Here is a 22,453-nt window from a genome sequence, read left to right on the forward strand (position 1 = left end):
CCGGGCGCCGTCGGCGGGGTCGCTTCACCTTCGGCGGTGGGCGCGGGAGCAGGCGGAGCGGCGGGTGCCGCCGGCCCCGGAGCGGCCGCGGGAGTCGGCGGCGGAGCATCGTACGCCGGCGCGACGTTGCTCGGGGCGGCACCGTAGGCCTGCCCCTGCGCGGGCTGCGCCGGGTAGGTGGGCTGGCCGGTGTAGTACGCGTTCCAGTCGGGCGAGCCGTCGGGCATGACCGGCAGGGGCGTGCGACCGTCGGCGTACGTCGGCCATTGAGCGACGGGGGCCGCAGGCTGCTGCGGATAGTAGTAGCCCTGCGTCGGAACGGGTGCGCGGTCTTTCTTGGGGGCGAACAGAGCGTTGACGAGCGGAACGAGGGCCGTGCCCACCGCGGCAAGGATCGCGAGGGCCACCACCACGCGCCAGTAGAAGTCTCGGAAGACGACGTACTCCTCGATCATGATCGGGAGCACGAGCATGACGGCGAGGATCACGACCAGACCGATCGTGACGTAGGTCACCACGGACGTGAATGTCGTGTGGTGGCGCTGGTGCGCCTTGGAGAAGAGACGGATGTGGAGGAGCGCCGCCTGCAGGATCAGCACGATCAGCAGGAACTTGAAGAAGCGCTCCGGACCCGTGCCGAAGGAGTCGCGGGAATCAGGCAGCCAGATGAGAAGGGCCCCGATGAGCAGGATCAACACCCACGTCACCATGCTCGATAGCGCGAACCACGCAGGTCGACGCGACGCGAGGCTGGCCTCGAGGATCGCGATCCCGGCGAACGACGCGAGCAGCACGATGGTCAGGAAAGCCTTGCCGATCATCCCGTTGGCATCACCGACCAGCACCCAGACGACGCACACGATGGCGGCGGCGATGAGGGCACCGATCGCCACCCAGATGGATGCTCGCAGGATCTTGCTCGAGTTCGGATGGGTGAGGGGTTCGCTCATCTCTGTTCCTCCGGTCGCGGACACGCGGACGTTCTCATCCTCGCACGCGAGCCCTCATCGCGTGCGCCTCTCCCCCGCGGGGGTGCGCCACTCCGCGGGGCACCCCACCCCACCGGCGTCACGCGTATCGACGGACGGCGGCGCGAATCTCCTCCGCGTGCAGGTAGATCTCGTCGAGCGATTCGATGGCATGACGCGTCTCGTTCTTCTGTTCGTCGAGCAGACCGAGGTACTTCTTGTTTGCGCTGTTGAAATGAAGCCGTGCGATGGGCTTCCGGTTGTTGTCGTCGAGGAGAACAGCGAAGTAGCTCTTCGAGTCACGATGGAAGACCCTCTGGGGCTTGACCTCGCTGCACGCGATGGCTTTGACGATCTGGTACCCCTCGAGCTCTTCGAGGGTCGTGGTGATCTCGGTGTCCCGATCGAGGTCCGCTTCGGCCACTTCGGCGGACGAAGCCGGCGCCGTGGCGACACCCACCGGCGCCATCGGCGCCGATGCACCGAGCGCGGTCTTGAGCCGATCGTTCACTTGATCGTTCAGGTACTGCTTCGTGGCCTTCTTCACCAAGATGGAAAACTGCTCTCGCACGCGAGCGGTGAAGGACCCGTCATATACCCGGGTCGTGAAGAATCGGACGAAGTCGTCGGTCGGTTCGCGGAACTGCGCAGCGATCTCGCGCTTGAGGGCACCGACGTACTTGAGCTCCTCTGCGGCGTTGACGATCGAGTCCAAGTCGAACGCGTCCTTGCTGAGCTTCTGGATCTCCGGCACCAGGGTGTCGTCGATCTCCCGGAGATCCAGCACCAGGAACGGCTTCTGGTCCATGCGGTTCGGGGAGTCGATGTCCGAGTAGAACTGCCACACGACTCCGTTAGTGAGAACCGCGACCCGCGCGTTGGTCACTCCGAAGTATCGATACAGCTGCGATGCATGCTCAAGAGTCAGCTCACCGCGGTGAACCTTGCACTCGATGAGGATCTGAACCTCACCGTCGCGCACGATCGCATAGTCGATCTTCTCCCCACGCTTGATCCCGACGTCCGCCGTGAACTCCGGCACCACCTCGAGCGGATCGAACACGTCGTAGCCGAGGATCGTGGCGATGAACGGCATCACGAACGCGTTCTTCGTCGCCTCTTCCGTGTCGACAGATTCCGACTGGTTCTGGACCTTGGCCGCAAGGGCATACAAACGCTCGATGAAATCCACTGCCGCTCCTTCGACGGACGCTCCGCCATGAAGCTCCTACTTATAAGTCGCCGCAGCGGACCACTTCCTTACACTCTGACCCTCATCGCGTGCGCCCTCTGTCCGCGGGAGTGCGCCACTAGCATGGGGCCACCGCTGTGCAGGAAGGGATACGAACATGCACATCCTCACCTCCAACCCGATCGACCCTGGAGTGTTCGCGGGGATCGGATTCGGCTTCATGATCCTCGCGCTCGTGATCTACCTCGGCCTCATCGGACTGATGCTCTGGATCGGCTATCTGATCATGCGCACGGCCGTGAAGAACGGTGTGATCCTGGCGATGCGCGAGACCGGCGCGCAGATCACACCCCGGCCCGGCTACGGCGCCCCTCCCGCACCACCGGCCTCCTGGCGCCCGCAGGGCGGCTGAGTCGCGTCAGCAGTACACGTTCGTGATCAACGACCGGTAGGCGATCGGCACGTTAGCCGCGTTTCCTGCCGTCGCGGAGGCCCGCACGGTCGTTCCCTGACGCGCCTGCAGCGTGCCGCTCGATCGCGCGTTCGCGATGGAGCCGACCGTGGCGAGGGCCGCTGTCGACTTCGAGCCACAGCTGGTCCACTCCAGCTTGGTGCCACCCTGCGACGCCTGGGAGTAGGCGCAGACCGCGCCCGTGGCGCAGCTGCCCACCGAACGGGCGCCGATGTCGGAGACGGTCAGCGTCATGTCGAGCGCCGGCCACTCGGCCGTGCTCCACGAGGTCGCGACGCCCCCGGGCTCCGCCAGCAGCGCGTAGGCGACCTCGGGATGGACGAGCACGATATCAGCGTGGGCGGCCGGAGCGGGAGCGGCCGACAGCGTGAGTAAGGCCGCGACGCCGAGCGAGGTCGCGAGCTTGGTGAGATTTCGGGCGAGAGTGTTCATTCCGTATCCGGCCAGAGAGAGTAAGAGGCGACGGTGCCCACGGGCACAGGGAGAGGAGATCCCGGACCCGTCACCGACATCTCGTAGCCGACGACACGTCCGGTGCGGGTACTGATCAGAAGAGTCGCCGACTGATCTCCCATTGCCTCGGCTCTCACGCCGATCACCTCTCGCCCTTCGCGATCGGTCGTTACACCGAGGACGTCGATATCTGGCACGGAGAGGAGCGCCTGCAGGATGTCTGCGTGCTGCGCATTGGTCATCGTCAGCTCCGAGAAGAGATCGGGAACAGCGGTAAGCGCCTGTCCCGAGAATCCCGACCCGTACTCGATGTAGAGCTGGAGCAGGTCGTCGGCGAACTGCGCGTCCAAGTCTTCCGCACCGGGGGTCGCCTGTGAGTACGTTCCCGGCTCCCACGTCTGCTCATCGATGAGGGTGCCCGGCGGCTTCGCGTTCGGCGGCGTCGCCGGAAGACCCGAAGAGCTGAGGAAGGGTGCACCGGTTCGGACGATCTGCGTCGCAGAGAGATCCTCCGACCACACGAACTCGCGCTCGAGCGGCTCGATGTACACGGTCGGCTCCGCTTCGCCGTCAGAGGTGAGCGTCAGCGACCATGACACCGTCTCGGAGCGGCGCTCCGTGGTCGCGGGTCCGGGCGAGTCGGCCAGCCGCGCCTCGGCCTCAGCGACGACCTCGGCGAGGCTCTTGTCGATCGCGGTGTACGTCAGTGGCGCCGGCCCGTAGGCGGCGGCGACTGGCGCGGTGAACGGATTGAGGAACGCCACCACCGCGACCGCGAGAGCTGCCAGGGCAGCCGGCACCGCGATCCAGGATGCCCGCACCCGCGCTGCTCGTGAGCGTCGGGCGGGCGGCGGCGTCTCCGCCATGATGCGCTCCAGGGTCGCCTTCTGGCGCTCGGGAGGGATGGGCGCGAAGGCGCGGGACGGGTCGGCGTCGCGAAGGCGCCGTTCGAGTTCGTCGTCGTTCATCGCACCTCCGCCCCTTCGTCGATCAGGAGTTCACGCATGCGGCTGCGCGCGCGGTGCAAACGCGTCCACACGGCGGCTTCCCGCATCTTCAGCACCTGCGCGATCTCCCCCGCGCTGAGTTGTGTCCAATACGTCAGTTCCAGCACCTGACGGTCTTTGGGGGCGAGCTTTTGCATCGCCTCATGCACGGCGAGCCGTTCGAGGTCGCCCAGGGCGCTTTCGGCATCGTCTTCGCGGGTGTGCGAAAGGACGGCGACGGCCGCGCTCCGGCGATAGCGGGAGCGCACGACATCATGCGACCGGTTCATCGCCGTGCGGATGAGCCACGGCAGACCGAAGGGATCCTGCGGGTCGAACTTCTGCCACGCGATCTTGAACACCTCCGACGCCACGTCCTCGGCCGCAGCGGCATCCGCCAACACCGATTCGGCGTAGCGCACGACGCGTGCGTAATGCGCTTCGAACATGACGCGGAACGCTTCCTCCCTCGACGCAACCGTCTGAAAACGTGCGTCTTTCACGTTGCGGCTCCGTGCGGTCCAGGGGGAAAACTGGGGGTGGGTACTCCGCTAACTGTAACCGGCCGGAAGACCCGGAAAAGCCGTGTGTAAGGAATCGGCGGTCTGCGGCAACTAAAGAGGGGCGGCGTGGGCGGCCTCAACGCCGCCGAACGATCAACGCGTCGACGTTGTCGGGGCGCAGGATCTCGTCTGCCGCCAACTGCGCCGCACCCGCAAGACCCGCCTCGCTGCCGATGGCGCTGGGCACGATCGTGATGCCCCGGGTGAGGCTGGGCGGGAAGTCGCGGTAGATGGTCTCACGGATACCTGCCAAGAGTGGTTCCGGCGATTCGGCGAGGTTTCCCCCCACGACGATCACCGACGGATTGACCACGGCGCACAGCACACCCAGCGACGACCCGAGGTCGCGCCCCGCCTGCCGGACGAGCGCGAGCACCTCCGGGTCGTTCGCGCGCACGAGGTCGACGATTTCCCGGCTCGTGCGGACGCCGCGACCCGACCCGCGCAACGCCGTCTCGATGGCGCGGCCGCTCGCGACCGCGTCGGGGCAGCCGATCATCCCGCAGCGGCAGGGGACGCCGCGCTCGGGCGCGGGAAGGTGACCGATGTCGGCCGCAGCCCCCTGAGCACCGTGGAGCACCCGGCCGTCGACGATCACGCCACAGCTGACGCCCATCCCCACCTTCAGGACGATGGTGTTGCGAAACCCCTCGGGATCCCGGGCCTGCTCACCCCGCGCCAGGATGTTGGCGTCTTTGTCCACGAGCACGGGAAGACCGGGGAAGGGCTTGGCGAAGTAGGTCGGGATCGACTCCCCCTCCCAACCGGGAAGATAGGCGCGCTGCATGATGCCCTCGTCGACGGGCCCGGGGACGCCGACTCCGATACCGCGGAGCCGGGTGCGATCGAGACCGACGTCGTGGGTGAGCCGGTCGAGCCGTTCCACCACCTCGGTCATCACGACGGCGGCGCCCTGATCGCTGTCGAGGTCGGCCTCGGCCGAGGCGATGAGCCGCCCGGCGAGATCGGTGATCCCCAGGCGGGTGTGGCGTCCTCCGATGTCGGCGACGAGGAGACGCCCCTCGTCGGCGTGGAACGAGTAGGTCTCCGCCGGTCGCCCTCCCGTGGAGGTCGACTGCGGGTTGATGCTCACCAACCCTGCGTCGACGAGGAGATCGATGCGCTCGGCCACCGCCGTCCGCCCGAGGCTGGACTGACGCACGAGCTCGGCCCGCGTCCACACCGGGGCGCTGCGGATCATCTGCAGGAGCGCTCCCGGCCCGAACGAGCCTCGCTGGGCCCGCTCGGCCGACGATCTCGGGGGCTCGGTGTTCTCGGGCATCTTTCTCCTCGCGGCGTCAGCCTAGCGAGCCGCCGTGGCGACTCAGTACGCGCCGCCCGCGCGCTGCTCGCCCGCCAGGAGAGCCCGCGTGCCGGAGACCCCGAGCCGGGTCGCGCCCGCGTCGATCATGGCCTGCGCGTCGGCGAGCGTGCGAACGCCGCCCGAGGCCTTGACGCCGAGTCGGCCGCCGACCGTCTGCGCCATGAGCGCCACGGCGTGGACGCTCGCACCGCCGGCGGGGTGGAACCCGGTAGACGTCTTGACGAAGTCGGCGCCGGCGCGCTCCGCCGCACGGCACACCTCGACGATCTGGGTGTCATCCAGCGCCGCCGACTCGATGATCACCTTGAGCAGCACGGGGTGTGGGGCGGCCTCACGCACGGCGGCGATGTCGGCTTCGACGCGCTCGAAGTCACCCTCGATCGCCGCGCCGACGCTGATGACCATGTCGATCTCGTCGGCCCCGTTCTCCGCGGCGAGCGCCGCTTCGGCGGCCTTGACGCGGGAGTCGTGGGCGCCACTGGGGAATCCGCAGACGACGGCGACCTTGAGGCCGCTCCCCTCGGGAACGGTCACCGGCAGCATGTTCGGCGACACGCACACCGAGTAGGTGCCGAGGGCCACCGCCTCTTCCACGAGGGCTGCCACGTCGGCGTGGGTGGCCTCGGGCTTGAGGAGAGTGTGATCGATCATTCCGGCGATGTCGTGCGCGTTCATTTCAGGTGCCTTTCGTGGAGGTTCAGCGGGTGGAGAGGAGGGAGCGGCGGGCCGCGGCGACGACCGCTTCGCGGGTGATGCCCCGGCGACGGAGCACTTCAGCGCCGTTGCCCGAGAGGCCGAACTCCTCCACCGAGACGGCTTCGCCGTGCGTTCCGAGATAGCGATACCACCCCTGCGCGATGCCCGCTTCGACACTGACCCGCGCAGCGACCGGAGAGGGGAGGACACTTTCACGATAGTCCGCGTCCTGGGCCTCGAACCACTCGACGCACGGCATGGACACGACGCGTGCCGCGATACCCTCGGCGGCCAGTTCGTCGGCGGCCTCGACGGCGAGGTGCAGTTCCGAGCCGGTGGCGATGAGGATCACGTCGGGCTGCTCGGCGGTGTCGACGAGGACGTATCCGCCGCGCGCGACCGCGCCCTCGGCGGTGCCGGGAAGGGTCGGCAGGTTCTGCCGGCTCAGGACGAGCGCGGTGGGTCCGGCATCGGACGCGAAGATGTGGCGGTAGGCGGCTACGGTCTCATTGGCATCGCCCGGTCGGACGACCGACAGACCCGGGATCGCGCGCGACGCCCACAGCTGCTCGACCGGCTCGTGCGTGGGACCGTCCTCCCCCACCGCGACCGAGTCGTGCGTCCAGACGTACAGGGTCGGGAGCCCCATGAGCGCGGCGAGGCGGACGGCGGGACGCATGTAGTCGGAGAAGACGAAGAACGTCGCTCCGAAGGCGCGGGTGAGACCGTGCAAGGCGATGCCGTTGAGCACCGCACCCATCGCATGCTCGCGGATGCCGAAGTGGAGCACGCGTCCGTACGCGTCGCCGGGCCATTCCTCGCTCACCAGGCCAGGGCGGAGCATCGAGGGGAACTCGGCCGACCACGTGCCGTTCGTCTCGGCGAGGTCGGCGGAACCGCCCCACAGTTCCTCGACGGCGCGACCGGCGGCCGCGAGGGTCTTCGCGCTCGCGATACGCGTGGCGAGACTGTCGCCCGGGGCGAACACCGGCAGTTCGGCGTCCCATCCGTCGGGGAGCTCGCGTCGCTGCAGCCGCTCGAGAAGCGCGGCACCGTCGGGATTGCCGCGCTGCCACGACGCGAAGCCCTGCGACCACGCCGCCTGCAGCTCCTCGGCCCGCGCGGCGGCCCAAGACCGCGAGTGGCGGAGCAACTCGTCAGGCATGACGAACGAGGATTCGGGATCGAGGCCCAGGGCGGTCTTCGTGGCTGCGACCTCGTCGGCACCGGGGGCACCGGAGTGCGCCTTGGCCGTTCCGCCGAGCGTCGGCATGGGGTGGCCGATGCGCGAGCGCAGCCGGATGAAGACGGGGGCGCCGCGGTGCGCGATCGCTGCGTCGAGCACGGCGCGCACCTCGTCGCGCGACTCGGCATCGCAGATCGTGAGGGTGTGCCAGCCGGAGGCAGCCATGCGGTCGACCGTGTGCTCGACGGTGGCGATCGCAGTGTCGCCTTCGATCGAGATCTCGTTGTCGTCCCAGATGAGGATGAGATTCTCGAGACCCCACGCGCCAGCGAGCGCGGCGGCCTCGTGACTGATGCCCTCCTGGAGATCTCCGTCGGAGGCCAGGCAGAAGACGCGGTGGTCGAACGGGCTTCGGCCCGGGGTGGCATCGGGATCGAGCATGCCCCGCACCCGACGGGCGGCCAGCGCCATGCCGACAGCGTTGCCGATGCCCTGCCCGAGCGGGCCGGTGGTCGTCTCGACGCCCGGCGTGTGGCCCCACTCGGGGTGCCCGGGGGTCTGCGAATCGAGCGTGCGAGCCGCGCGGAGATCCTCCATCTCGAGTCCGTAGCCGTGAAGGTACAGCTGGAGGTAGAGCGAGAGGCTGGTGTGCCCGGCCGAGAGGACGAACCGGTCGCGTCCCAGCCACTGCGGGTCGCTCGGGTCGTGGCGGAGGTACTCCTGAAACAGCGTCGTCAGGAACGGCGTGAGACCGACCGCGGTGCCGGCGTGCCCCGATCCCTTCGCCTGCACGACGTCGAGGGGAAGCACACGTGCATAGCGGATGACATCGTCGTCGAGCGAGGGGGTGGCCGGTCGGTCAGTGGTCATGGAGTGCTCCTCGGCATCGAGACGTGATGAGTTATGCCGCCAAGTGTACGGCTATTGCCGTTTAATGGCAAAAGGCTACTGACTGTTGAGAGGTCCACGCTCGCCCGCGCCGCGCGCACCGGTTCAGCGTTCGATGGGCGTCAGTGCGCCCGGCACGGCGTCCCGCGGCAAGAGTGCTTCGGCGATCGATCGCCGGTCGTCGGCGCCGGTGTCGTCCTCGTCGAGTTCCCAGAGGTCAGTGAGGAGATTCCGCACGGCGTCGGCGAGGTCGGTATAGGTGCGTAGCGACTCGTCGGAGAGCTCGACGCTCCAACGAGCCAACGACCCATCGGGACCGACCATCGTCACCATCGCACCGCTGCTCCACAGCGGCACCCAGTGCGGGTGACGCCGTGCAACGGACCATCCCCGGGCGTTGACCGCGTCGGCCTGGCCACGCAGTGCGGGGTGAATCACAGCACCGCCCTTCGTGGCGATCGTCACCATCGCCTCCGGGAGTCCCCGAACCCGGATGCGATCGGCAAGTTCGGTCGAATCGGGGGCGGGAAGCTCGGTCATGCCAGGTGCCTATCACACGCGAAAGTCGCGGGGCTGCTCGGGTGGAGAGTGTTCGTGCCGCCGGCCGTCTGGACGGTGACGTCCTCACTGCTTCACGGACGGCGCGCCAGTCACCGCCGCACAGGTGCTCTACCGATGGTCAGCCGGAGGTGCGGGCAAGAAGCGCCGTGGAATAAGCGCGATGAGGGTGATTAGTCATTCAGGCTTATGGGCTGCCGCGCCGGGTGAGGAAGGACCAACCACCTCAGGAATCGCACCCAACTACTTTGGCGATACGCAGCCCCGGGCGAGAAGCCGAGTTCGCGCCCGACCTTGTCGAGCGCCTCTTCGACGAGCGCATCGTGGAGCGGGCGGAAGAAGAGCGGCCACGACAGTCGGCCCCTCCCCGAGGCCGCAGAACGACTTCGTGTCTCACCACCGTCGAGTCACCCGAGGGATGAAGGGAGAAGGAGTGTCGACCGATGAATCCCGACGGGCCCGTGAATCGGAAGGAGACCTCACGGCGAGCGTCGACGGCCTCGACCACGTAACGGACCGGCCCGTGCCCGCCCCGCGCCCCGGGAACGACCCCCTCGCCGAATCGCATACGGGGCCAGGCTTCCCGGGGCCAGACGCGGTCGCCGTCGCTCGCCAGGGTCGCAAGTACTGGCGCCACCTCGGCGGCCACCACCGGGTACGCGCGCTCGTGGACATTGACGACCATGCTCACCTCGCTCGACTCCCGTCCGGCGTGCGTTCACGGTACCGCGCCCGCGTCACATCCCTCCGCCGCGGATTCGACCTCCGATGGTTGGCAGTCCACGAACTGGGGCATATGCTCGCCATCGATCACACCACGGGAAAAGCGCGCCGCACTCACCGACAAACACGTGCATCTTCTCGGCGAGAAAAGGAAGGCGGGTGATTTCTCTGCGCAGAACACACAACGCGGCGATGCGCCTCACAACTCTCATCGGGCTCTCCACGCTGGTGACCGCAGCGACGGGCTGCACTGCTGCATCGCCGGAGCCTGAGGCCACACCAGCGATCCTGTGCGAGCCGGCGACGGCACATGTTTCTGCCCGGGAGGCGGCTCCTGGAGAGATCGTGACGGTGACGGGCACGGCATGGCTTCCCTGTGAGCTCGATCCGACACCCTCGCCCGTGACGATGGAGTGGATCGGGTTCGACCGACCGATTGCCCGTGCCGAAGTCGATGCCGCGGGCGGATTCACGATGTCGCTGACGGTTCCCGATGTAGGCCCCGGCGCCGCCGTGATCCGGGTGTCCAGTTCGACGAACGAGCCGGTCGAGCTTCCGTTCACGATCACCGAGTAGCGCCACGTTCCTCACGCTTGCGGCAGTAGCGCGAGCCTCCGCTCCCCGCGATCCTCGGGCCAACGCCGGAGGGGCCCTCACCAGCTTCTGGCGAGGGCCCCTCCGTGTCTTGCGGTGGCGAGTGAGGGATTCGAACCCCCGAAGGCTATGCCGGCTGATTTACAGTCAGATCCCTTTGGCCGCTTGGGTAACTCGCCAGGTGCGCACCCGACCGGCTTGTACAGTCGACCGGAGGCGCGATCCACCATCTTACCGGGTCGAACGCCCCACGAAAAACCACCGTCGCTACGCGGCGACGGCCACCCGTTCCACGAACGACTCGACGCGGTGACGAGTGCCGTCGATCCGGCGGTCGACGCTGGCGCGCACCTCGCTGGGCGCGAGGGGCGCCGCCAGTCGCACATTCTCGTGGCAGGAGAGGTCGGCGCACACATACGTGCCCACGCTGTCTCCCCGCTCCCCTGCGTCACCGGCTCGGCGGGCGGTGAACAGGGCCACCTGGTCGCCCGGCTGCATCGTGTGACACAGGTTGCAGAGGGCGGGCCTCCCCCGGCTCGATCCGTCGGTCGCCCGGAGGACGACGCCCGTGGGGGCGCCGTCGAGCTCGGCGATGACGTACCCGCGACCGCGGGTGCGGGGATCGCGCCAGGCGAGGAAGTCGAGGTGGTCCCAGTCCACGAGCAGGAAGTCGACGGGCAGGGCCACACGCTCGATCTCGTCGGTCGTCGCGTTGACGAGCGCGGCGCGCACCTGGTCTTCCGTGAGCGGCTGCATCCCTCCAGTCTAGGAAGCGGTCGCCGCCACGGGGGTCTCGGCGACGAGCCGTCCATCGACCCACGAGACCGGCATGGGATCGGTCACCCCGCCCACGAACGCCCCGTCCGGTCCGACGTTGCGGAAGGCGAACAGGAGCCACTGCCCGTCTTCGCGGCGGCGCAGCAGCCGCCCGACATAGAGGTCCTCCCCCGTCAGGGGCTCCGCGCGGTCGACGTCGAAGGGCCCGAGCACACTCTCGGCGGGGATCGCCCAGGTGCCGGCCCGCGCCCCGCGGCGGGCCGGCATCGAGTGGTCGGCGAGGCAGGAGAACAGCAGCACGGGGCGACCGTCCACGACCTCGACCTGTGTCACCTCGAGCTGTCCGAAGCCGTTCTCCGACGGGGTACTCACCGGCTCGCGCAGCTCCCAGTCGCGGAGGTCCGCCGACCACGCGTGCGCGACCACACCGCGCCCCTCCACGGGTCCTTCCGGCGCCCGAGCGGTCACGTACATGTGCCAGCCGTCGCCGTCGGGGTCGGCGAAGACCCACGGGTCGCGGAACGCCTCGTCGTGCCAGTCACCGCTGTCGAGCGTCTCGTACCAGGGCGCTGCCGCTTCCAGCACCGGACCCGGCGCTTTCTGCCACGTCACGAGGTCGGTGGAGGTGGCGTAACCGATCCGCTGGACGTTCTTGCCACCCTCTGCCCGAGTGGAGCCGGTGTAGAAGAGGAACCAGGTGCCGTCGGGGTGGCGGACGGTCGAACCGGTCCACGTGGCGAGGTCGTCGAACTCCCCCGCTTCCCCGCGCACGAGGGCGTCGGCCACCCGCTCCCACTCCACGAGATCGGTGGAGACGGCATGCCCGATCGAGGCGCGGTAGTGGCGCGCCTCGGGATCGTGGAGTGCCCGAGAGGCGTACAGGAAGAAGAGGTGGTAGCGGTCGCCGTCATCGGCGAACCAGTAGTCCCAGACCCAGGAATCGGGAAGATCGAACACGGGGAACGTCCTTACTGCGGGCAGGCCCGCGGGAGAGATACGGCGTGAGGCGACGGCGCAGTGCCGCTCAGCCCTTTACGCCGCTCGCGGCGATCGAGCTGACGAACGCACGCTGGAAGATGAGGAAGACGATGAGCACGGGGATGGTGATCATCGACGTGTAGGCCATGACTTCTCCCCAGGCCGTGTTGAGCTGGAAGAAGTACTGCATGCCGACCATGACCGGGCGGAGGTTCTCCCGCTGCACGACCATGAGGGGCCAGAGGTACTGGTTCCACGCGGGGAGGAAGGTGAGGATCGCGACCGTCGCGAACGCCGGGCCCGACAGCGGCACGATGATGCGCCGGTAGATCGTGAACCAGCTCGCGCCGTCGATGCGGGCCGCCTCGTCGAGCGACTTCGGAATGGTCGAGAAGTACTGCGTGAACAGGAAGATCGAGAACGCGTTCGCGATGAACGGCACGATCTGCACCTCGTAGGTGTTCAGCCACCCGAAGTCGTACTTGAGCACGCCACCCTCGAACACGAGGGTCGGCAGCTGCGACACCCAGTACACCATCGGCACGGCGATCGTCTCGAAGGGCACGATGAGCGTGGCGATGATGAGGCCGAGGACGACGAGGCGCCCCTTCCACGCCAGTCGCGACAGCGCAAAGCCCGCCATCGAGTTCACGACCAGGCCGAGCCCGACGGTGAGCACCGTCACGAGCACCGAGTTGAACATGAACTGCGCGACCGGCACCCGGTCGAACACCCCGAAGTAGTTGTCGAGGCTGATGTCTCCCACCGGCAGGAACGCCATCGGCGAATCGAGGTCCTGCAGGATCTGGCTGTCGGGCTTGAGGCTCGACACGAACATGAACACGAGCGGGAACAGGAAGATGACGGCGAGCACCGACATGGCGATGTAGGTCGCCGCGGTCCCCCAGCGGCGCCCCGCGGAGGCGGAGCGGACGGGCCGACGCGATGCGTTCCGCGAATCGGAGCGGCGCGAGGCCGGCGGGGCGGGAACGGTGGCGGTCATCAGTCCTTCTCCCGGGTGAGGCGGCGCTGGATCAGCGCGATGAGGAGCACGGCGACGAAGAAGATGAGCGAGATCGCCGCCGCGTAGCCGATCTCCTGCTGGCCGTAGCCCTTGCGGACGGCGTGGTAGACGACGGTCGAGGTGGCTCCCTGCGGGCCACCCTGGGTCATGACGTCGATCTGGACGAACAGGCCCAGCGCCGCGATCGTGATCGTCACGAGCACGAACACCATGGTGGGCCGAAGCCCCGGCCACGTGACGTTGGTGAACTGACGCCAGGGGCTCGCGCCGTCCATGCGCGCGGCCTCGTACAGCTCCTCGGGGATCGTCTGCAGTCCCGAGAGCCAGATGATCATGTGGAACCCGACGGCCTGCCAGATCGACATCACGATGATCGCGCCGAGCGCGGTCTGCGGATCATTGAGCCAGTCGGTGCCGCTCCACAGGCCGAAGGTGACCGCGTCGATCATCGAGTTGATCAGTCCGTCGTCCTGGTAGAGGAACTTCCACAGGATGGAGACGACCACGATCGAGGTGACGACGGGGACGAAGAAGACGACGCGGAAGAACGTCGTCCCCCGCAGCTTCCGGTTCACCAGCACGGCGAGGGCAAGGCCGAGGCCCGCCTGGACCGGGACCACGACGAGGGCGAACAGCGCCGTGTTGCCGATCGACTGGACGAACACGGGGTCAGCCGTGAACGCGCGGATGAAGTTGTCGAACCCGACGAAGCGCGGCGGGTTCGGCGAGATCAGACGCGCATTGGTGAAGGAGAGCGTGAAGGCGAGGATCACGGGGATGACGAGGAACAGGAGCAGCAGGATCGCCGCGGGGGCGACCATGCCCATCCCCGCCCAGGTCTCTCGTCCGCGGATCGAACGGAAACGGCGGAGCGATCGCCGAGGCGTCTCGGCGGCCACCGTGGGAGGCGTGACAGTCATGACAGAGGTCCTTCCGGGCGCACGGGGCACCGGCGCCGACGCGTCGGCACCCCGTGCGATCGGGATCGGTTAGAAGCCGTACCCGTCGTTCGACGCGATGTTCGCGTCGATGTCCTTGACGGCCTGGTCGAGCGTGCCCTTGACGTCGGCACCGCTCATGATGTTCTTCGCCGCGGTCTCGAACGTCGTCGAGATCACCGCGTAGGCGGGAGTCTCGGGGCGAAGCACCGCGTACTTCTGCGAGAACTCGACGAACGGACGGAGGACGCCCTCGTCACCGAAGTACTTCGACGCCTGTGCCGCCGCCTCGGTGGCCGGGATGACGATCTGGTTGTCGGCGAACTCGGTGATGTAGGTGTCGTTGAAGCTGAACTCGAGGTACTCGCGCGCACCGTCGGCGTCGTTGCAGCTCGAGGAGATGGCCCACTGCCACGAGCCGCCACCGATCTTCGGGCCGTTGCCGAGGTCCGGCGGGGGCAGGATCAGCAGGTCGTCGCCGATTGCCTCGACCGAGGCGAGCGCGTTCCAGACGCCGGTATAGCTGAGGGCCACCTTGTCGTCGACGAACTCCTGGTTGCCGATCGTGCCGGCGTTGCTCGCATAGCCCTTATCGAACAAGCTCTGGAACCAGGTTCCCCACGCCACGGCGTCGTCACCGTTGAGCGCACCGTCGGCGGTGAGCATCGTGTCTCGGTTGATGAGGTCGCCGCCGAAGCTCTGCAGGAACGGGGAGTAGGCGTAGGGCCACCACTCGCCGGTGTCCTCGGCGCCGATGTCGATCGGGGTGTCGTAGCCGGCCTTCTTGAGGGTGTCCAGCGCGGAGTCGAACTCGTCCTTGGTCCACGGCTGCTCGGTGGTGGGAATGCGGATGTCGTTGGCCTCGAGCACCGACTTGCGCGCGAAGATCGACAGTGCCGCGTCCCAGTAGCCGGCGGAGTAGATCTCCCCGTTCCACTTGCCGACCGCCGTCGGCAGGAGCTTGTCGGTGATGTCGGTCGAGATCCCCAGCGGCTGGAGGTACTCCGCCCATGCCCAGTTGGGCATGATCGGCCCGTCGAGGTCGAGGAGGCACGGCAGGTCGCCCGAGGCCGCGGCCGCGACGATCGCGTCGTTGTACGCACCCTGCGGGAACGACTCGTGCACGACCTCATAGGTGTCCTGCGAGGAGTTGAAGTCGTCGATGATCTTCTCGTAGACCGCGAGCTCGGCCGCGTTGCCCGCCGAGTGCGTCCACATCGTCAGCTGCGTGCGGCCGTCCTTGGTGGTCGTCCCACCTTGGCCCGCCTGGCCACACCCCGTGAGAGCGAGGGCTGTCGCCAGCCCCGCGGCCACGAAGACCGGCACCGTTCTGCGCATCATTGTGGTTTCCTATTCCTGGTGGCCGACGCCCACGTCGGTCACCCGATCGGGGGCCGCTCCGCGCGGCCCTTCGGTTACATGTGAAGCCCGTCGCCGGTTCTGTTTGCCGACATGCGCCGGCGGCGGGCCCACGGAGCTCCGTCTGATGACGGGACACTCCATGCGGTGCGAGGCGTCCTCATCCCCCTCCGCGCGGACGCCGAGCGCGACCTCCATCGCCCAACGACCCATCTCGTAATGGGGAAGAGCGATGGTGGTGAGGGGAGGATCCAGTTCCGCGGCGACCAGCTGCTGGTCGTCGTAGCCGACGACCGAGAGGTCGCGCGGAATCTCGAGGCCGCGGTGGTGAGCGGCGGTGTAGACGCCGATCGCCATGCGGTCGTTGAAGCAGAAGATCGCCGTGGGACGGCGATCCTCCGGCAGGTCGAGGAGCTCATCGGCGGCTGCGCGCCCACCCTGCGCCGACGTCTCGCCGTGCACGTGCAGGGCCGGGTCGGGCTCGATCCCCGCCTCACCCAGCGCGTGGAGGTAGCCGTCATGGCGGAGCCGAGAAGCGATCGGCTCTCGGTCGCTCGTGTCGAGGTAGGCGATCCGGCGGTGGCCGGCGGCGAGCAGTTCACGAACCGCCGCCTGTCCCCCCGCCCAGTCATCCGGAACGACGCTCGGGAACCCGCCGCCGATCGGGTAGCAGTCGAGGAACACCGTGCCCTTCGGCAGACCTGCGGGCGGCGTCGCTCCGCGGTGCCACATGGCCGCATAGAGCAGTCCGTCGACCTGCTGAGCGGTCATCGCTCGCACGGCCTCGGTCTCGATGCTCGTCTCGCCACCGGTGTCGACGAGCATGACCATGTGGCCGCTCTCGCGGGCCGCGTCTTGCGCGCCGGCGAGCATCCGTCCGGCGAACGGCGTGGTGGCGATCTGATCGGAGATGAGCCCCACGATGCGGGTGCGCTGCGTTCGCAAGCCGCGCGCGACGGCGCTCGCCGAGTAGCCGACGGCCTCTGCCGCGTCGCGCACGCGCTGCCGGGTCTCTTCGGAGATGCGGGATTCGGCGTTGTTCAGGACCAGCGACACGGTGGTGACGGAGACGCCCGCAGCGGCGGCGACGTCGAAGATCCTCGCCCGTCCCATGCTCCACCTCACATCCTTGTGCTGATAAAACGTTTTATCGCTGTACCGAGATGGTAGGGCAGATCACGCGCCTCCGTCAACATCGCGCCTCATCGCGCAGCGATTGACGGCGAGCGCCTCGCAGGGCGCGCGCGAGGTCTACTGCGGTGCGCGCCACCGCACCGCGTTGACGGCGAGGTGGAGGAGCGCGACGGCTGCGGCGGCGATGAGGAGGCGGGTGCCGACGGCGGACAACGTGGTCGGATCCGCCACGTCGTTGCTCATGGAGCCCGCGAGAAGCATGAGACCCAGTGCGGCCGCGGTGATCCACACCGCCATGATCACGAGGAGATAGGGATTCCTCACGGTGCGTACCGGCTCCGGTGAGGACAGATCCTCGTTGACGGAATCGGATGTGGACGTGCGGTCGGTCATGGACACCTCCGGGGTCTCCCGCAGTATGACGCACTCCGCCCACCGGGGCGAGCCCACGGTTTGCACCTTCCCCTGGGGCAGCTTCTACGGTGAGAGCATGCTCACCACCGGACAGCTCGCCGCGCATGCCGCGATCTCCGAGAAGGCCGTTCGGCTCTATGCAGATCGTGGCCTCCTCACGGCGCAGCGCGACGCATCGGGGCGCCGACTCTTCGACGACGTCCAGGCCGAGCGGGTCCGTACGATCGCGCTTCTGCGTTCCCTCGATCTCTCGCTGGCCGACGTCGGCGAGGTGATCGACGCGCCCGCTCCTCTCCGCGCGTTCGACGCCGTCTGGGAGAGCCGGAGAACCCATGCCGCGGGCATCGACGCCGCAGGCGAGTACGCCCGCTCCGTGCTCTCCGGCATCTCCGCGCTTCCCGCCGGCCTGAGTGTGGACCGGCGGCACGTACCCGACCGAGTCGTCCTGCGCGTGGACGGCGATGCCACGCTGTCCGAGATGGGCTCGACGATCGCCGCCCTCACGCAGCACGCCTTCGCTGCGCTGACCGCCGCCGAGGTGCCGCTCGCGGCGCCACCCTTTCTCGAGATCCGCACCCGCGCCACGGAGGTGTCGGCGGCGACGCTCACCCTCAACGTCCCCTTCGATGGCCTGATCCCACCCCCGCCCGGCATGCACATCGCGCTCGACGAGGCGCACACCGAGGTCATCGTGGGCCTGGCACAGGATCAGGCGGACGACCAGCCGCTCGTGGTCGCTGTGCACGATCACCTCTCCCGCGACGTCGGCGCGCGGCGACGGGGCCCCAACCGCGAGATCTACCTCCCCACGTTCGGAAGCGGCGCGCCGGGCACGGTGATGGAGATCGCGGTTCCCATCCAACCCGCTACCTGACGAGGCGGGCTCGCGCGGCGCTCACCGACTGTAGGCCTGAGTGGCGCGCTCGACGGCACGCTCCAGCTCGATCCCGGTGCGGCCATGCTGAAGAGCGAAGGCCACGAGCTGCAGAGGATAGGTCGCGGCGATCGTCCGCGCCCGGCGGAGCACGGCCGACGGCACGACCGGCGACAGCGTCTCCCACCCATGCCAGGTCGCGAGTGCCGCGACGTCCTTCGCCTCGTCGGCGGCAGCAGCAAGGTCCCCATCGATCACACCGGAGACCGAACCTGCCGCCCACAGCACATTGGAGCCGGCGAGGTCACCGTGGGTCAGCACCTGGATCCCCGGCTCGATGGCCATCATCTCCTCGGCGGCCCGGAGTGCGCGGTCGCGGACATTGATGTCAAGGAGCGCAATCGCGTCCCGAACCAGCACCCGGAAGCCCTCCCGGCCGCCGAAAAAAGCGTGGGGGTGGGCCAGGTTGTCGCGGAGCGGGGCGAGATCCACGCCCCGCAGCGCATCCCGCAATGACCTCAGCGAGGAGCCGTCGCCACGGCCGCTCGGGTGCGGCTCGCCGTCGAGTCGCTGCTGCGCGACAGCGATAAGGCCGTCGGCCTCTACTGGCTTGGCGAGCGACCGGGGCACCGCGAAGGGAAGGGGCGGCAGCAGGTCGATCAGTCGCTGCGTGCGAACGGTCTCGACCGCCGCGGCCGGGGTGCGGGTGACGCGCACCGCCACGGTGCCCGCCAGCACGACCAGATGCGCGGAGCCGTGGGTCACCCGCCGCCAGCCCGTGCGTCCGACACGTTCTCCCGCCGCCGACATTGCTGTAGCCACCAGCTCGTCGATCACGTCTTCGGGCGGGGAAGCGAAGTCGGTGTCCACTCTTCGACACTACAAATCAGCCCCGGGACGGCGTCGACGCCGTCGGCTCAGTGACCTCCGGGCCCGGCGAGGCAGCCGCCGTCCTGGACCAGGCCGCCGACCTCGACCGTGAGTCGGTCGGTGGCGACCTCTCCGAAGAGGCACACCGCCATCGACGACGAGGTCACCTCGGCCGGAAGGATCGCGCCGAACGCGACGGATCCGGCGTCACCGAGCGTCTGGATGCCCTCCGGAGTCAACCCGGCACCGGCGAGCACCTCCCGAACAGCCTCGGCCGTGAGAGAGGAGGAGTCCTGGAGATCAGCGAGCCCCGCCTTCACCGCCTCGGCATAGGGCTCGCCCGCCGCGACGACGTCGTCGTCGACGGGGTAACGGTCGCGGTAGGACTCGTTGAGGGCCATGTTCGCCTCGGGGTCGTAGGTGTCGCACCCTTCCGGCGGTTCCGCATGCGGGTTCTCCGCGACGATGCACGGCGACGGCGACAGCGAGGGGACGGACGACGGCGTGCTCGAGCCTGCGCAGCCGGCGAGAAGCGCGGCGCCCACGGCGAGGCCGGCCAGCGCCCACGAGCGGCGGACTCCGGACCTCCGTCCGGGCATCCCCTCGGGGCGCGGCGGGGAGGGAACGAGGTGCGACATTCTCACGGACCGTCCTCCTCGGTGCTCGCAGCGGGCAGACCGGCCCGTTCCGGGCAGACTACCCGAGGCCGTCCCGCGCGCTCCGGGCGGGCGCAGTACGGTGGATGCATGGCTAGCGACTCTTCGTTCGACATCGTTTCCAAGATCGACCGCCAGGAGGCGGACAACGCGCTCAACCAGGCCCGCAAGGAGGTCGAGCAGCGGTACGACTTCAAGGGCACCGACGCCTCGATCGAGTGGAGCGGCGAGGCGATCCTCATCAAGGCCAACAGCGAGGAGCGCGCCAAGGCGGTGCTCGACGTGTTCCAGTCCAAGCTGATCAAGCGAGGCATCTCGCTGAAGTCGCTGGACTCGGGCGACCCGGTGGCCAGCGGCAAGGAGTACCGCATCACCTCCACGCTGAAGGAGGGCATCTCCTCCGAAGACGCCAAGAAGATCAGCAAGCTCATCCGCGACGAGGGCCCCAAGTCGGTCAAGGCGCAGATCCAGGGCGACGAGCTGCGCGTGCAGTCCAAGTCGCGCGACGACCTTCAGGAGGTCCAGCGCATGCTGAAGGCCGCCGACCTCGACGTGGATCTGCAGTTCGTCAACTACCGCTGAACCGTCACGGCGTTCCCGCATCCTGCTCGGGCCTGATGCCGTGCTGGACGCAGAGGAGCTGGATGTACTCGAGCTGTCGCCGATTGACGGCCATGAGCTCTTCGATCTCGATCTTGGCCGCGCGGTTGGTCTCGAAGTCGTGCTGGGCGAGTGCCGCGGCGATCGCATCCTGACGCTTGGCGGCGATGAGGAGGATCGCGCCCTGTAGTCCGGCGAGCATGCTGAGGAACAGGTTGAGCAGGATGTAGGGGTACGGATCCCACCTGAGGGATGTTGTGTTGATGACCGCCCACGCGATCATCACTCCGACGAATCCGCCGATGAACGCCCACGAACCCATCCAGTTGCGGAGGCGGTCCGCCGCACGTTGGCCGGGTGTGAGGCTCTCCTTGGCGTGTGTGTGCCAGTTGGTCAATGGTCGGTTCACGGCCCCATCCTAGGCACCGCGCGTTCACGCTCCGGGGGCGAGTTCTCCGACGGGAACCGGCGCGTCGAGGACGTTGCCCGGCGGCGCGAGGGGGCATGCCCAGGCCGGGTCGTATGCGCAGGAGGGGTTGTACGCGAAGTTGAGATCCAGCACGATCGTGCCGCCGTCGGCATCCGATCCGAGGTCGGCGCCCTTGACGGTGTCGATCACGTAGCGACCGCCGCCGTAGGTGCCGCCGGGTCTGCCGGCGAGCGCGTCGCGCATCGGGATGAACAGTCCCCCGCCGTAGCTGGTGAGCCTCCACACGTCGAGGCGACCGGCATCGGGCACCTCGACATGTGCGACGCGCTCGAACGCGACGACACCGTCGGTCCCCGTCGCGAACTCGAATCGCTCGGGCTCCGAAGGCAGCAGGGGCAGCTCGAAACGCCAGGCCGCGTCGTAGGGCGCGACCGTCAGGCCGCGAAACGACAGCCGATCGGCAGGCAGCAGCGGACTCGCGGGATGCTGCGCGAACAGGTCGTCTCGCCCCCGCCGCCATGTCTCGTGCGCCCGTTCCGGATCATCCGTCGCACGCACCGCCGCGTAGAGAGCGAAGACGCGGCGACGCCAGTCCACCACCTGGGCCGCAATGCGTGCTGTGTCGTCGTTCACGCGTCTCCCGCCATCCTGCGAGGCTAGCTGTACCGGGTCAGCACGTTGGTGATCGTCCGATAGGGAGAAGGCCTCCATTCTGAGTGGTGTCTAAGTCGCTCTCGAAGGGAGGCCTCCTCTTGGTTCACCGTAACGCGCGATTGGCTGAGGCCGGTCGTCTGATCCTTGTCCGTCGGGTGCTCTCGGGCCGTCCCGTATCGCATGTCGCGAAGGAGCTCGGGGTCTCGCGGACCTGCGCGCATCGCTGGGTGTCGCGGTTTCGGTTGCAGGGTCTGGCGGGGCTGCGTGATCGCAGCTCCCGTCCGCGCTCGATGCCGACTGCGACGGATCCGCAGGTCACGGCGGCGCTGCTGGCCGCACGGCAGGCGGAGCGGCTGGGCCGTGACGAGCTGGCCCGGCGGTTCGGGATCAGCCCGGCGACCGCGTCGCGGCTGATCGCCCGGGCCGGACTGCCCGCGTTGCACGAGCTGGACCCGGTCACCGGCATCCGCATCCGCGCGTCCCGCCGCACCCAGCACCGATACGAGCGTGCAGCGCCGGGCGATCTGATCCATATCGACGTGAAGAAGCTCGGCCGCATCCCCGACACCGGCGGATGGCGCATGGAAGGCCCGGCGACGCTGAATCACCACCGCACCGCCGACAAACGCAAACAGCGGATCGGGTTCGACTACGTCCACGTCGCCGTCGACGACCACTCCCGGCTCGCGTTCGCGCGGGTGCTGCCCGACGAGAAGGGCGCGACCTGCGCCGGCTTCCTCGCCGACGCCGCCGCGTTCTTCGCCACCCACGGCATCCGCATCCGCGAGGTCATGACCGACAACGCGATGAACTACCGGCTCTCCCGAGACTTCCAGAACGTTCTCGCTGCGCTCGGGGCGCGCCACGTGCTTACCCGCGCCTACTCGCCCTGGCAGAACGGCAAAGCGGAACGCTTCAACCGCACCCTCCAAGAGGGCTGGGCCTACCGGCAGCCGTTCACCTCGAACCAAGCCCGACTCAACGCCCTCTCGCCCTGGCTCGAGCACTACAACTACGCTCGACCCCACACCGCCTGCGGCGGCCAACCCCCCATCACCCGCGCGACACCAACCTCATGACCGGGTACAGCTAGCGGGCGTCGCCGCCGGGTCGACCGCTCTCAACCGGGCTCAGCCGTTCGC

The 22,453-nt window shown here is 68.4% G+C and carries 25 protein-coding genes and 1 tRNA gene; 5 read left to right on the forward strand and 21 right to left on the reverse strand.

The window, feature by feature from the left end; genetic code table 11:
- Together QM591_RS00005 and QM591_RS00010 are read right to left on the reverse strand one after the other, a co-directional pair.
- On the reverse strand, positions 1-950 hold a 950-nt coding region (locus QM591_RS00005), incomplete at its 3' end, for a hypothetical protein (RefSeq protein ID WP_415128304.1).
- Between the two features lie 118 nt (positions 951-1,068).
- Positions 1,069-2,160 (reverse strand): type I restriction endonuclease, encoded by a 1,092-nt coding sequence (locus tag QM591_RS00010; protein WP_415128306.1) that lies wholly within the window; start codon positions 2,158-2,160, stop codon positions 1,069-1,071.
- Positions 2,161-2,317: 157 nt separating this feature from the next.
- On the opposite strand from QM591_RS00010, the gene QM591_RS00015 reads away from it, so the two are divergent.
- Positions 2,318-2,572 (forward strand): hypothetical protein, encoded by a 255-nt coding sequence (locus QM591_RS00015; RefSeq protein WP_415128308.1) that lies wholly within the window; start codon positions 2,318-2,320, stop codon positions 2,570-2,572.
- A 6-nt stretch (positions 2,573-2,578) separates the two neighbouring features.
- On the opposite strand, the gene QM591_RS00020 is transcribed toward QM591_RS00015, so the two are convergent.
- From QM591_RS00020 to QM591_RS00050, 7 genes are all read right to left on the reverse strand, one after another.
- Positions 2,579-3,064 carry a hypothetical protein gene (locus tag QM591_RS00020; RefSeq protein ID WP_415128310.1) on the reverse strand — a complete coding sequence of 162 codons (486 nt, stop codon included), beginning with the start codon at positions 3,062-3,064 and terminating at the stop codon, positions 2,579-2,581.
- On the reverse strand, positions 3,061-4,053 hold the full coding sequence (locus tag QM591_RS00025) for a hypothetical protein (protein ID WP_415128312.1): 993 nt from the start codon (positions 4,051-4,053) through the stop codon (positions 3,061-3,063). The genes QM591_RS00020 and QM591_RS00025 overlap by 4 nt, the downstream gene beginning before the upstream one ends.
- The gene (locus tag QM591_RS00030) at positions 4,050-4,574 is read right to left on the reverse strand and encodes an RNA polymerase sigma factor (RefSeq protein ID WP_415128314.1); all 525 of its coding nucleotides are present in this window, start codon (positions 4,572-4,574) and stop codon (positions 4,050-4,052) included. The genes QM591_RS00025 and QM591_RS00030 overlap by 4 nt, the downstream gene beginning before the upstream one ends.
- Positions 4,575-4,710: 136 nt before the next feature.
- The gene (locus tag QM591_RS00035; protein WP_415128316.1) at positions 4,711-5,916 is read right to left on the reverse strand and encodes an ROK family protein; all 1,206 of its coding nucleotides are present in this window, start codon (positions 5,914-5,916) and stop codon (positions 4,711-4,713) included.
- Positions 5,917-5,958: 42 nt separating this feature from the next.
- Positions 5,959-6,633, reverse strand: a complete 675-nt coding sequence (gene deoC / locus QM591_RS00040; protein WP_415128318.1) for a deoxyribose-phosphate aldolase — start codon at positions 6,631-6,633, stop codon at positions 5,959-5,961.
- A 22-nt stretch (positions 6,634-6,655) separates the two neighbouring features.
- On the reverse strand, positions 6,656-8,710 hold the full coding sequence (tkt, locus tag QM591_RS00045; RefSeq protein WP_415128320.1) for a transketolase: 2,055 nt from the start codon (positions 8,708-8,710) through the stop codon (positions 6,656-6,658).
- A gap of 123 nt (positions 8,711-8,833) precedes the next feature.
- Positions 8,834-9,268: a hypothetical protein gene (locus QM591_RS00050; protein ID WP_415128322.1), complete on the reverse strand. Its 435-nt coding sequence runs from the start codon at positions 9,266-9,268 to the stop codon at positions 8,834-8,836.
- A 933-nt stretch (positions 9,269-10,201) separates the two neighbouring features.
- Between QM591_RS00050 and QM591_RS00055 the strand changes: the two genes are divergently transcribed.
- On the forward strand, positions 10,202-10,585 hold the full coding sequence (locus QM591_RS00055; protein WP_415128324.1) for a hypothetical protein: 384 nt from the start codon (positions 10,202-10,204) through the stop codon (positions 10,583-10,585).
- Between the two features lie 115 nt (positions 10,586-10,700).
- Here the strand turns inward: QM591_RS00055 and QM591_RS00060 are convergent.
- The 8 genes from QM591_RS00060 to QM591_RS00095 form a co-directional block, all read right to left on the reverse strand.
- Positions 10,701-10,782: transfer RNA gene (locus QM591_RS00060), tRNA-Tyr, on the reverse strand.
- An 88-nt stretch (positions 10,783-10,870) separates the two neighbouring features.
- A complete protein-coding gene (locus QM591_RS00065; RefSeq protein WP_415128326.1) occupies positions 10,871-11,359 on the reverse strand; it encodes an FBP domain-containing protein in 489 nt (162 codons plus the stop codon).
- A gap of 9 nt (positions 11,360-11,368) precedes the next feature.
- Positions 11,369-12,337 carry a glycosyl hydrolase family 32 gene (locus tag QM591_RS00070; RefSeq protein WP_415128328.1) on the reverse strand — a complete coding sequence of 323 codons (969 nt, stop codon included), beginning with the start codon at positions 12,335-12,337 and terminating at the stop codon, positions 11,369-11,371.
- Between the two features lie 67 nt (positions 12,338-12,404).
- Positions 12,405-13,361: a carbohydrate ABC transporter permease gene (locus QM591_RS00075; RefSeq protein WP_415128330.1), complete on the reverse strand. Its 957-nt coding sequence runs from the start codon at positions 13,359-13,361 to the stop codon at positions 12,405-12,407.
- The gene (locus QM591_RS00080) at positions 13,361-14,302 is read right to left on the reverse strand and encodes a carbohydrate ABC transporter permease (RefSeq protein WP_415128332.1); all 942 of its coding nucleotides are present in this window, start codon (positions 14,300-14,302) and stop codon (positions 13,361-13,363) included. Before QM591_RS00080 ends, QM591_RS00075 begins: the two co-directional genes overlap by 1 nt.
- 69 nt (positions 14,303-14,371) lie before the next feature.
- Positions 14,372-15,661 carry a sugar ABC transporter substrate-binding protein gene (locus QM591_RS00085; protein ID WP_415128334.1) on the reverse strand — a complete coding sequence of 430 codons (1,290 nt, stop codon included), beginning with the start codon at positions 15,659-15,661 and terminating at the stop codon, positions 14,372-14,374.
- 9 nt (positions 15,662-15,670) lie between these two features.
- Positions 15,671-16,792 (reverse strand): LacI family DNA-binding transcriptional regulator, encoded by a 1,122-nt coding sequence (locus QM591_RS00090; protein ID WP_415128336.1) that lies wholly within the window; start codon positions 16,790-16,792, stop codon positions 15,671-15,673.
- A 138-nt stretch (positions 16,793-16,930) separates the two neighbouring features.
- Positions 16,931-17,206: a hypothetical protein gene (locus QM591_RS00095; protein ID WP_415128338.1), complete on the reverse strand. Its 276-nt coding sequence runs from the start codon at positions 17,204-17,206 to the stop codon at positions 16,931-16,933.
- A gap of 97 nt (positions 17,207-17,303) precedes the next feature.
- Here QM591_RS00095 and QM591_RS00100 point away from each other — a divergent pair, with 97 nt between their 5' ends.
- A complete protein-coding gene (locus tag QM591_RS00100) occupies positions 17,304-18,101 on the forward strand; it encodes a MerR family transcriptional regulator (protein WP_415128340.1) in 798 nt (265 codons plus the stop codon).
- 21 nt (positions 18,102-18,122) lie between these two features.
- Here the strand turns inward: QM591_RS00100 and QM591_RS00105 are convergent, their stop codons facing one another.
- Positions 18,123-18,971: a phosphotransferase gene (locus tag QM591_RS00105; protein ID WP_415128342.1), complete on the reverse strand. Its 849-nt coding sequence runs from the start codon at positions 18,969-18,971 to the stop codon at positions 18,123-18,125.
- A gap of 47 nt (positions 18,972-19,018) precedes the next feature.
- On the reverse strand, positions 19,019-19,615 hold the full coding sequence (locus QM591_RS00110) for a hypothetical protein (protein WP_415128344.1): 597 nt from the start codon (positions 19,613-19,615) through the stop codon (positions 19,019-19,021).
- A 102-nt stretch (positions 19,616-19,717) separates the two neighbouring features.
- Between QM591_RS00110 and QM591_RS00115 the strand changes: the two genes are divergently transcribed.
- Positions 19,718-20,209 (forward strand): YajQ family cyclic di-GMP-binding protein, encoded by a 492-nt coding sequence (locus tag QM591_RS00115; protein WP_415128346.1) that lies wholly within the window; start codon positions 19,718-19,720, stop codon positions 20,207-20,209.
- A gap of 4 nt (positions 20,210-20,213) precedes the next feature.
- On the opposite strand, the gene QM591_RS00120 is transcribed toward QM591_RS00115, so the two are convergent.
- Positions 20,214-20,636 (reverse strand): DUF1003 domain-containing protein, encoded by a 423-nt coding sequence (locus QM591_RS00120; protein ID WP_415128348.1) that lies wholly within the window; start codon positions 20,634-20,636, stop codon positions 20,214-20,216.
- Between the two features lie 24 nt (positions 20,637-20,660).
- Complete coding sequence (locus QM591_RS00125) at positions 20,661-21,290, reverse strand: DUF1684 domain-containing protein (protein WP_415128350.1); 630 nt, start codon at positions 21,288-21,290, stop codon at positions 20,661-20,663.
- Between the two features lie 119 nt (positions 21,291-21,409).
- On the opposite strand from QM591_RS00125, the gene QM591_RS00130 reads away from it, so the two are divergent.
- The gene (locus QM591_RS00130; protein ID WP_415128384.1) at positions 21,410-22,390 is read left to right on the forward strand and encodes an IS481 family transposase; all 981 of its coding nucleotides are present in this window, start codon (positions 21,410-21,412) and stop codon (positions 22,388-22,390) included.
- The last annotated feature ends 63 nt before the right edge of the window (positions 22,391-22,453 follow it).

The sequence above is a fragment of the Microbacterium sp. genome (assembly GCF_047607225.1).
In the GTDB taxonomy this organism is placed as follows: domain Bacteria; phylum Actinomycetota; class Actinomycetes; order Actinomycetales; family Microbacteriaceae; genus Microbacterium.

Excerpts from the sequence above, each read along its gene's own strand:
- QM591_RS00055 (WP_415128324.1), top strand. The coding sequence starts at position 10,202 with ATGCGCCTCACAACTCTCATCGGGCTCTCCACGCTGGTGACCGCAGCG.
- QM591_RS00015 (WP_415128308.1), top strand. The coding sequence starts at position 2,318 with ATGCACATCCTCACCTCCAACCCGATCGACCCTGGAGTGTTCGCGGGG.
- QM591_RS00035 (WP_415128316.1), bottom strand. The coding sequence starts at position 5,916 with ATGCCCGAGAACACCGAGCCCCCGAGATCGTCGGCCGAGCGGGCCCAG.
- deoC (WP_415128318.1), bottom strand. The coding sequence starts at position 6,633 with ATGAACGCGCACGACATCGCCGGAATGATCGATCACACTCTCCTCAAG.
- QM591_RS00050 (WP_415128322.1), bottom strand. The coding sequence starts at position 9,268 with ATGACCGAGCTTCCCGCCCCCGATTCGACCGAACTTGCCGATCGCATC.
- QM591_RS00095 (WP_415128338.1), bottom strand. The coding sequence starts at position 17,206 with ATGACCGACCGCACGTCCACATCCGATTCCGTCAACGAGGATCTGTCC.
- tkt (WP_415128320.1), bottom strand. The coding sequence starts at position 8,710 with ATGACCACTGACCGACCGGCCACCCCCTCGCTCGACGACGATGTCATC.
- QM591_RS00075 (WP_415128330.1), bottom strand. The coding sequence starts at position 13,361 with ATGACCGCCACCGTTCCCGCCCCGCCGGCCTCGCGCCGCTCCGATTCG.
- QM591_RS00090 (WP_415128336.1), bottom strand. The coding sequence starts at position 16,792 with ATGGGACGGGCGAGGATCTTCGACGTCGCCGCCGCTGCGGGCGTCTCC.
- QM591_RS00065 (WP_415128326.1), bottom strand. The coding sequence starts at position 11,359 with ATGCAGCCGCTCACGGAAGACCAGGTGCGCGCCGCGCTCGTCAACGCG.
- QM591_RS00020 (WP_415128310.1), bottom strand. The coding sequence starts at position 3,064 with ATGAACACTCTCGCCCGAAATCTCACCAAGCTCGCGACCTCGCTCGGC.
- QM591_RS00100 (WP_415128340.1), top strand. The coding sequence starts at position 17,304 with ATGCTCACCACCGGACAGCTCGCCGCGCATGCCGCGATCTCCGAGAAG.
- QM591_RS00025 (WP_415128312.1), bottom strand. The coding sequence starts at position 4,053 with ATGAACGACGACGAACTCGAACGGCGCCTTCGCGACGCCGACCCGTCC.
- QM591_RS00080 (WP_415128332.1), bottom strand. The coding sequence starts at position 14,302 with ATGACTGTCACGCCTCCCACGGTGGCCGCCGAGACGCCTCGGCGATCG.
- QM591_RS00085 (WP_415128334.1), bottom strand. The coding sequence starts at position 15,661 with ATGATGCGCAGAACGGTGCCGGTCTTCGTGGCCGCGGGGCTGGCGACA.
- QM591_RS00115 (WP_415128346.1), top strand. The coding sequence starts at position 19,718 with ATGGCTAGCGACTCTTCGTTCGACATCGTTTCCAAGATCGACCGCCAG.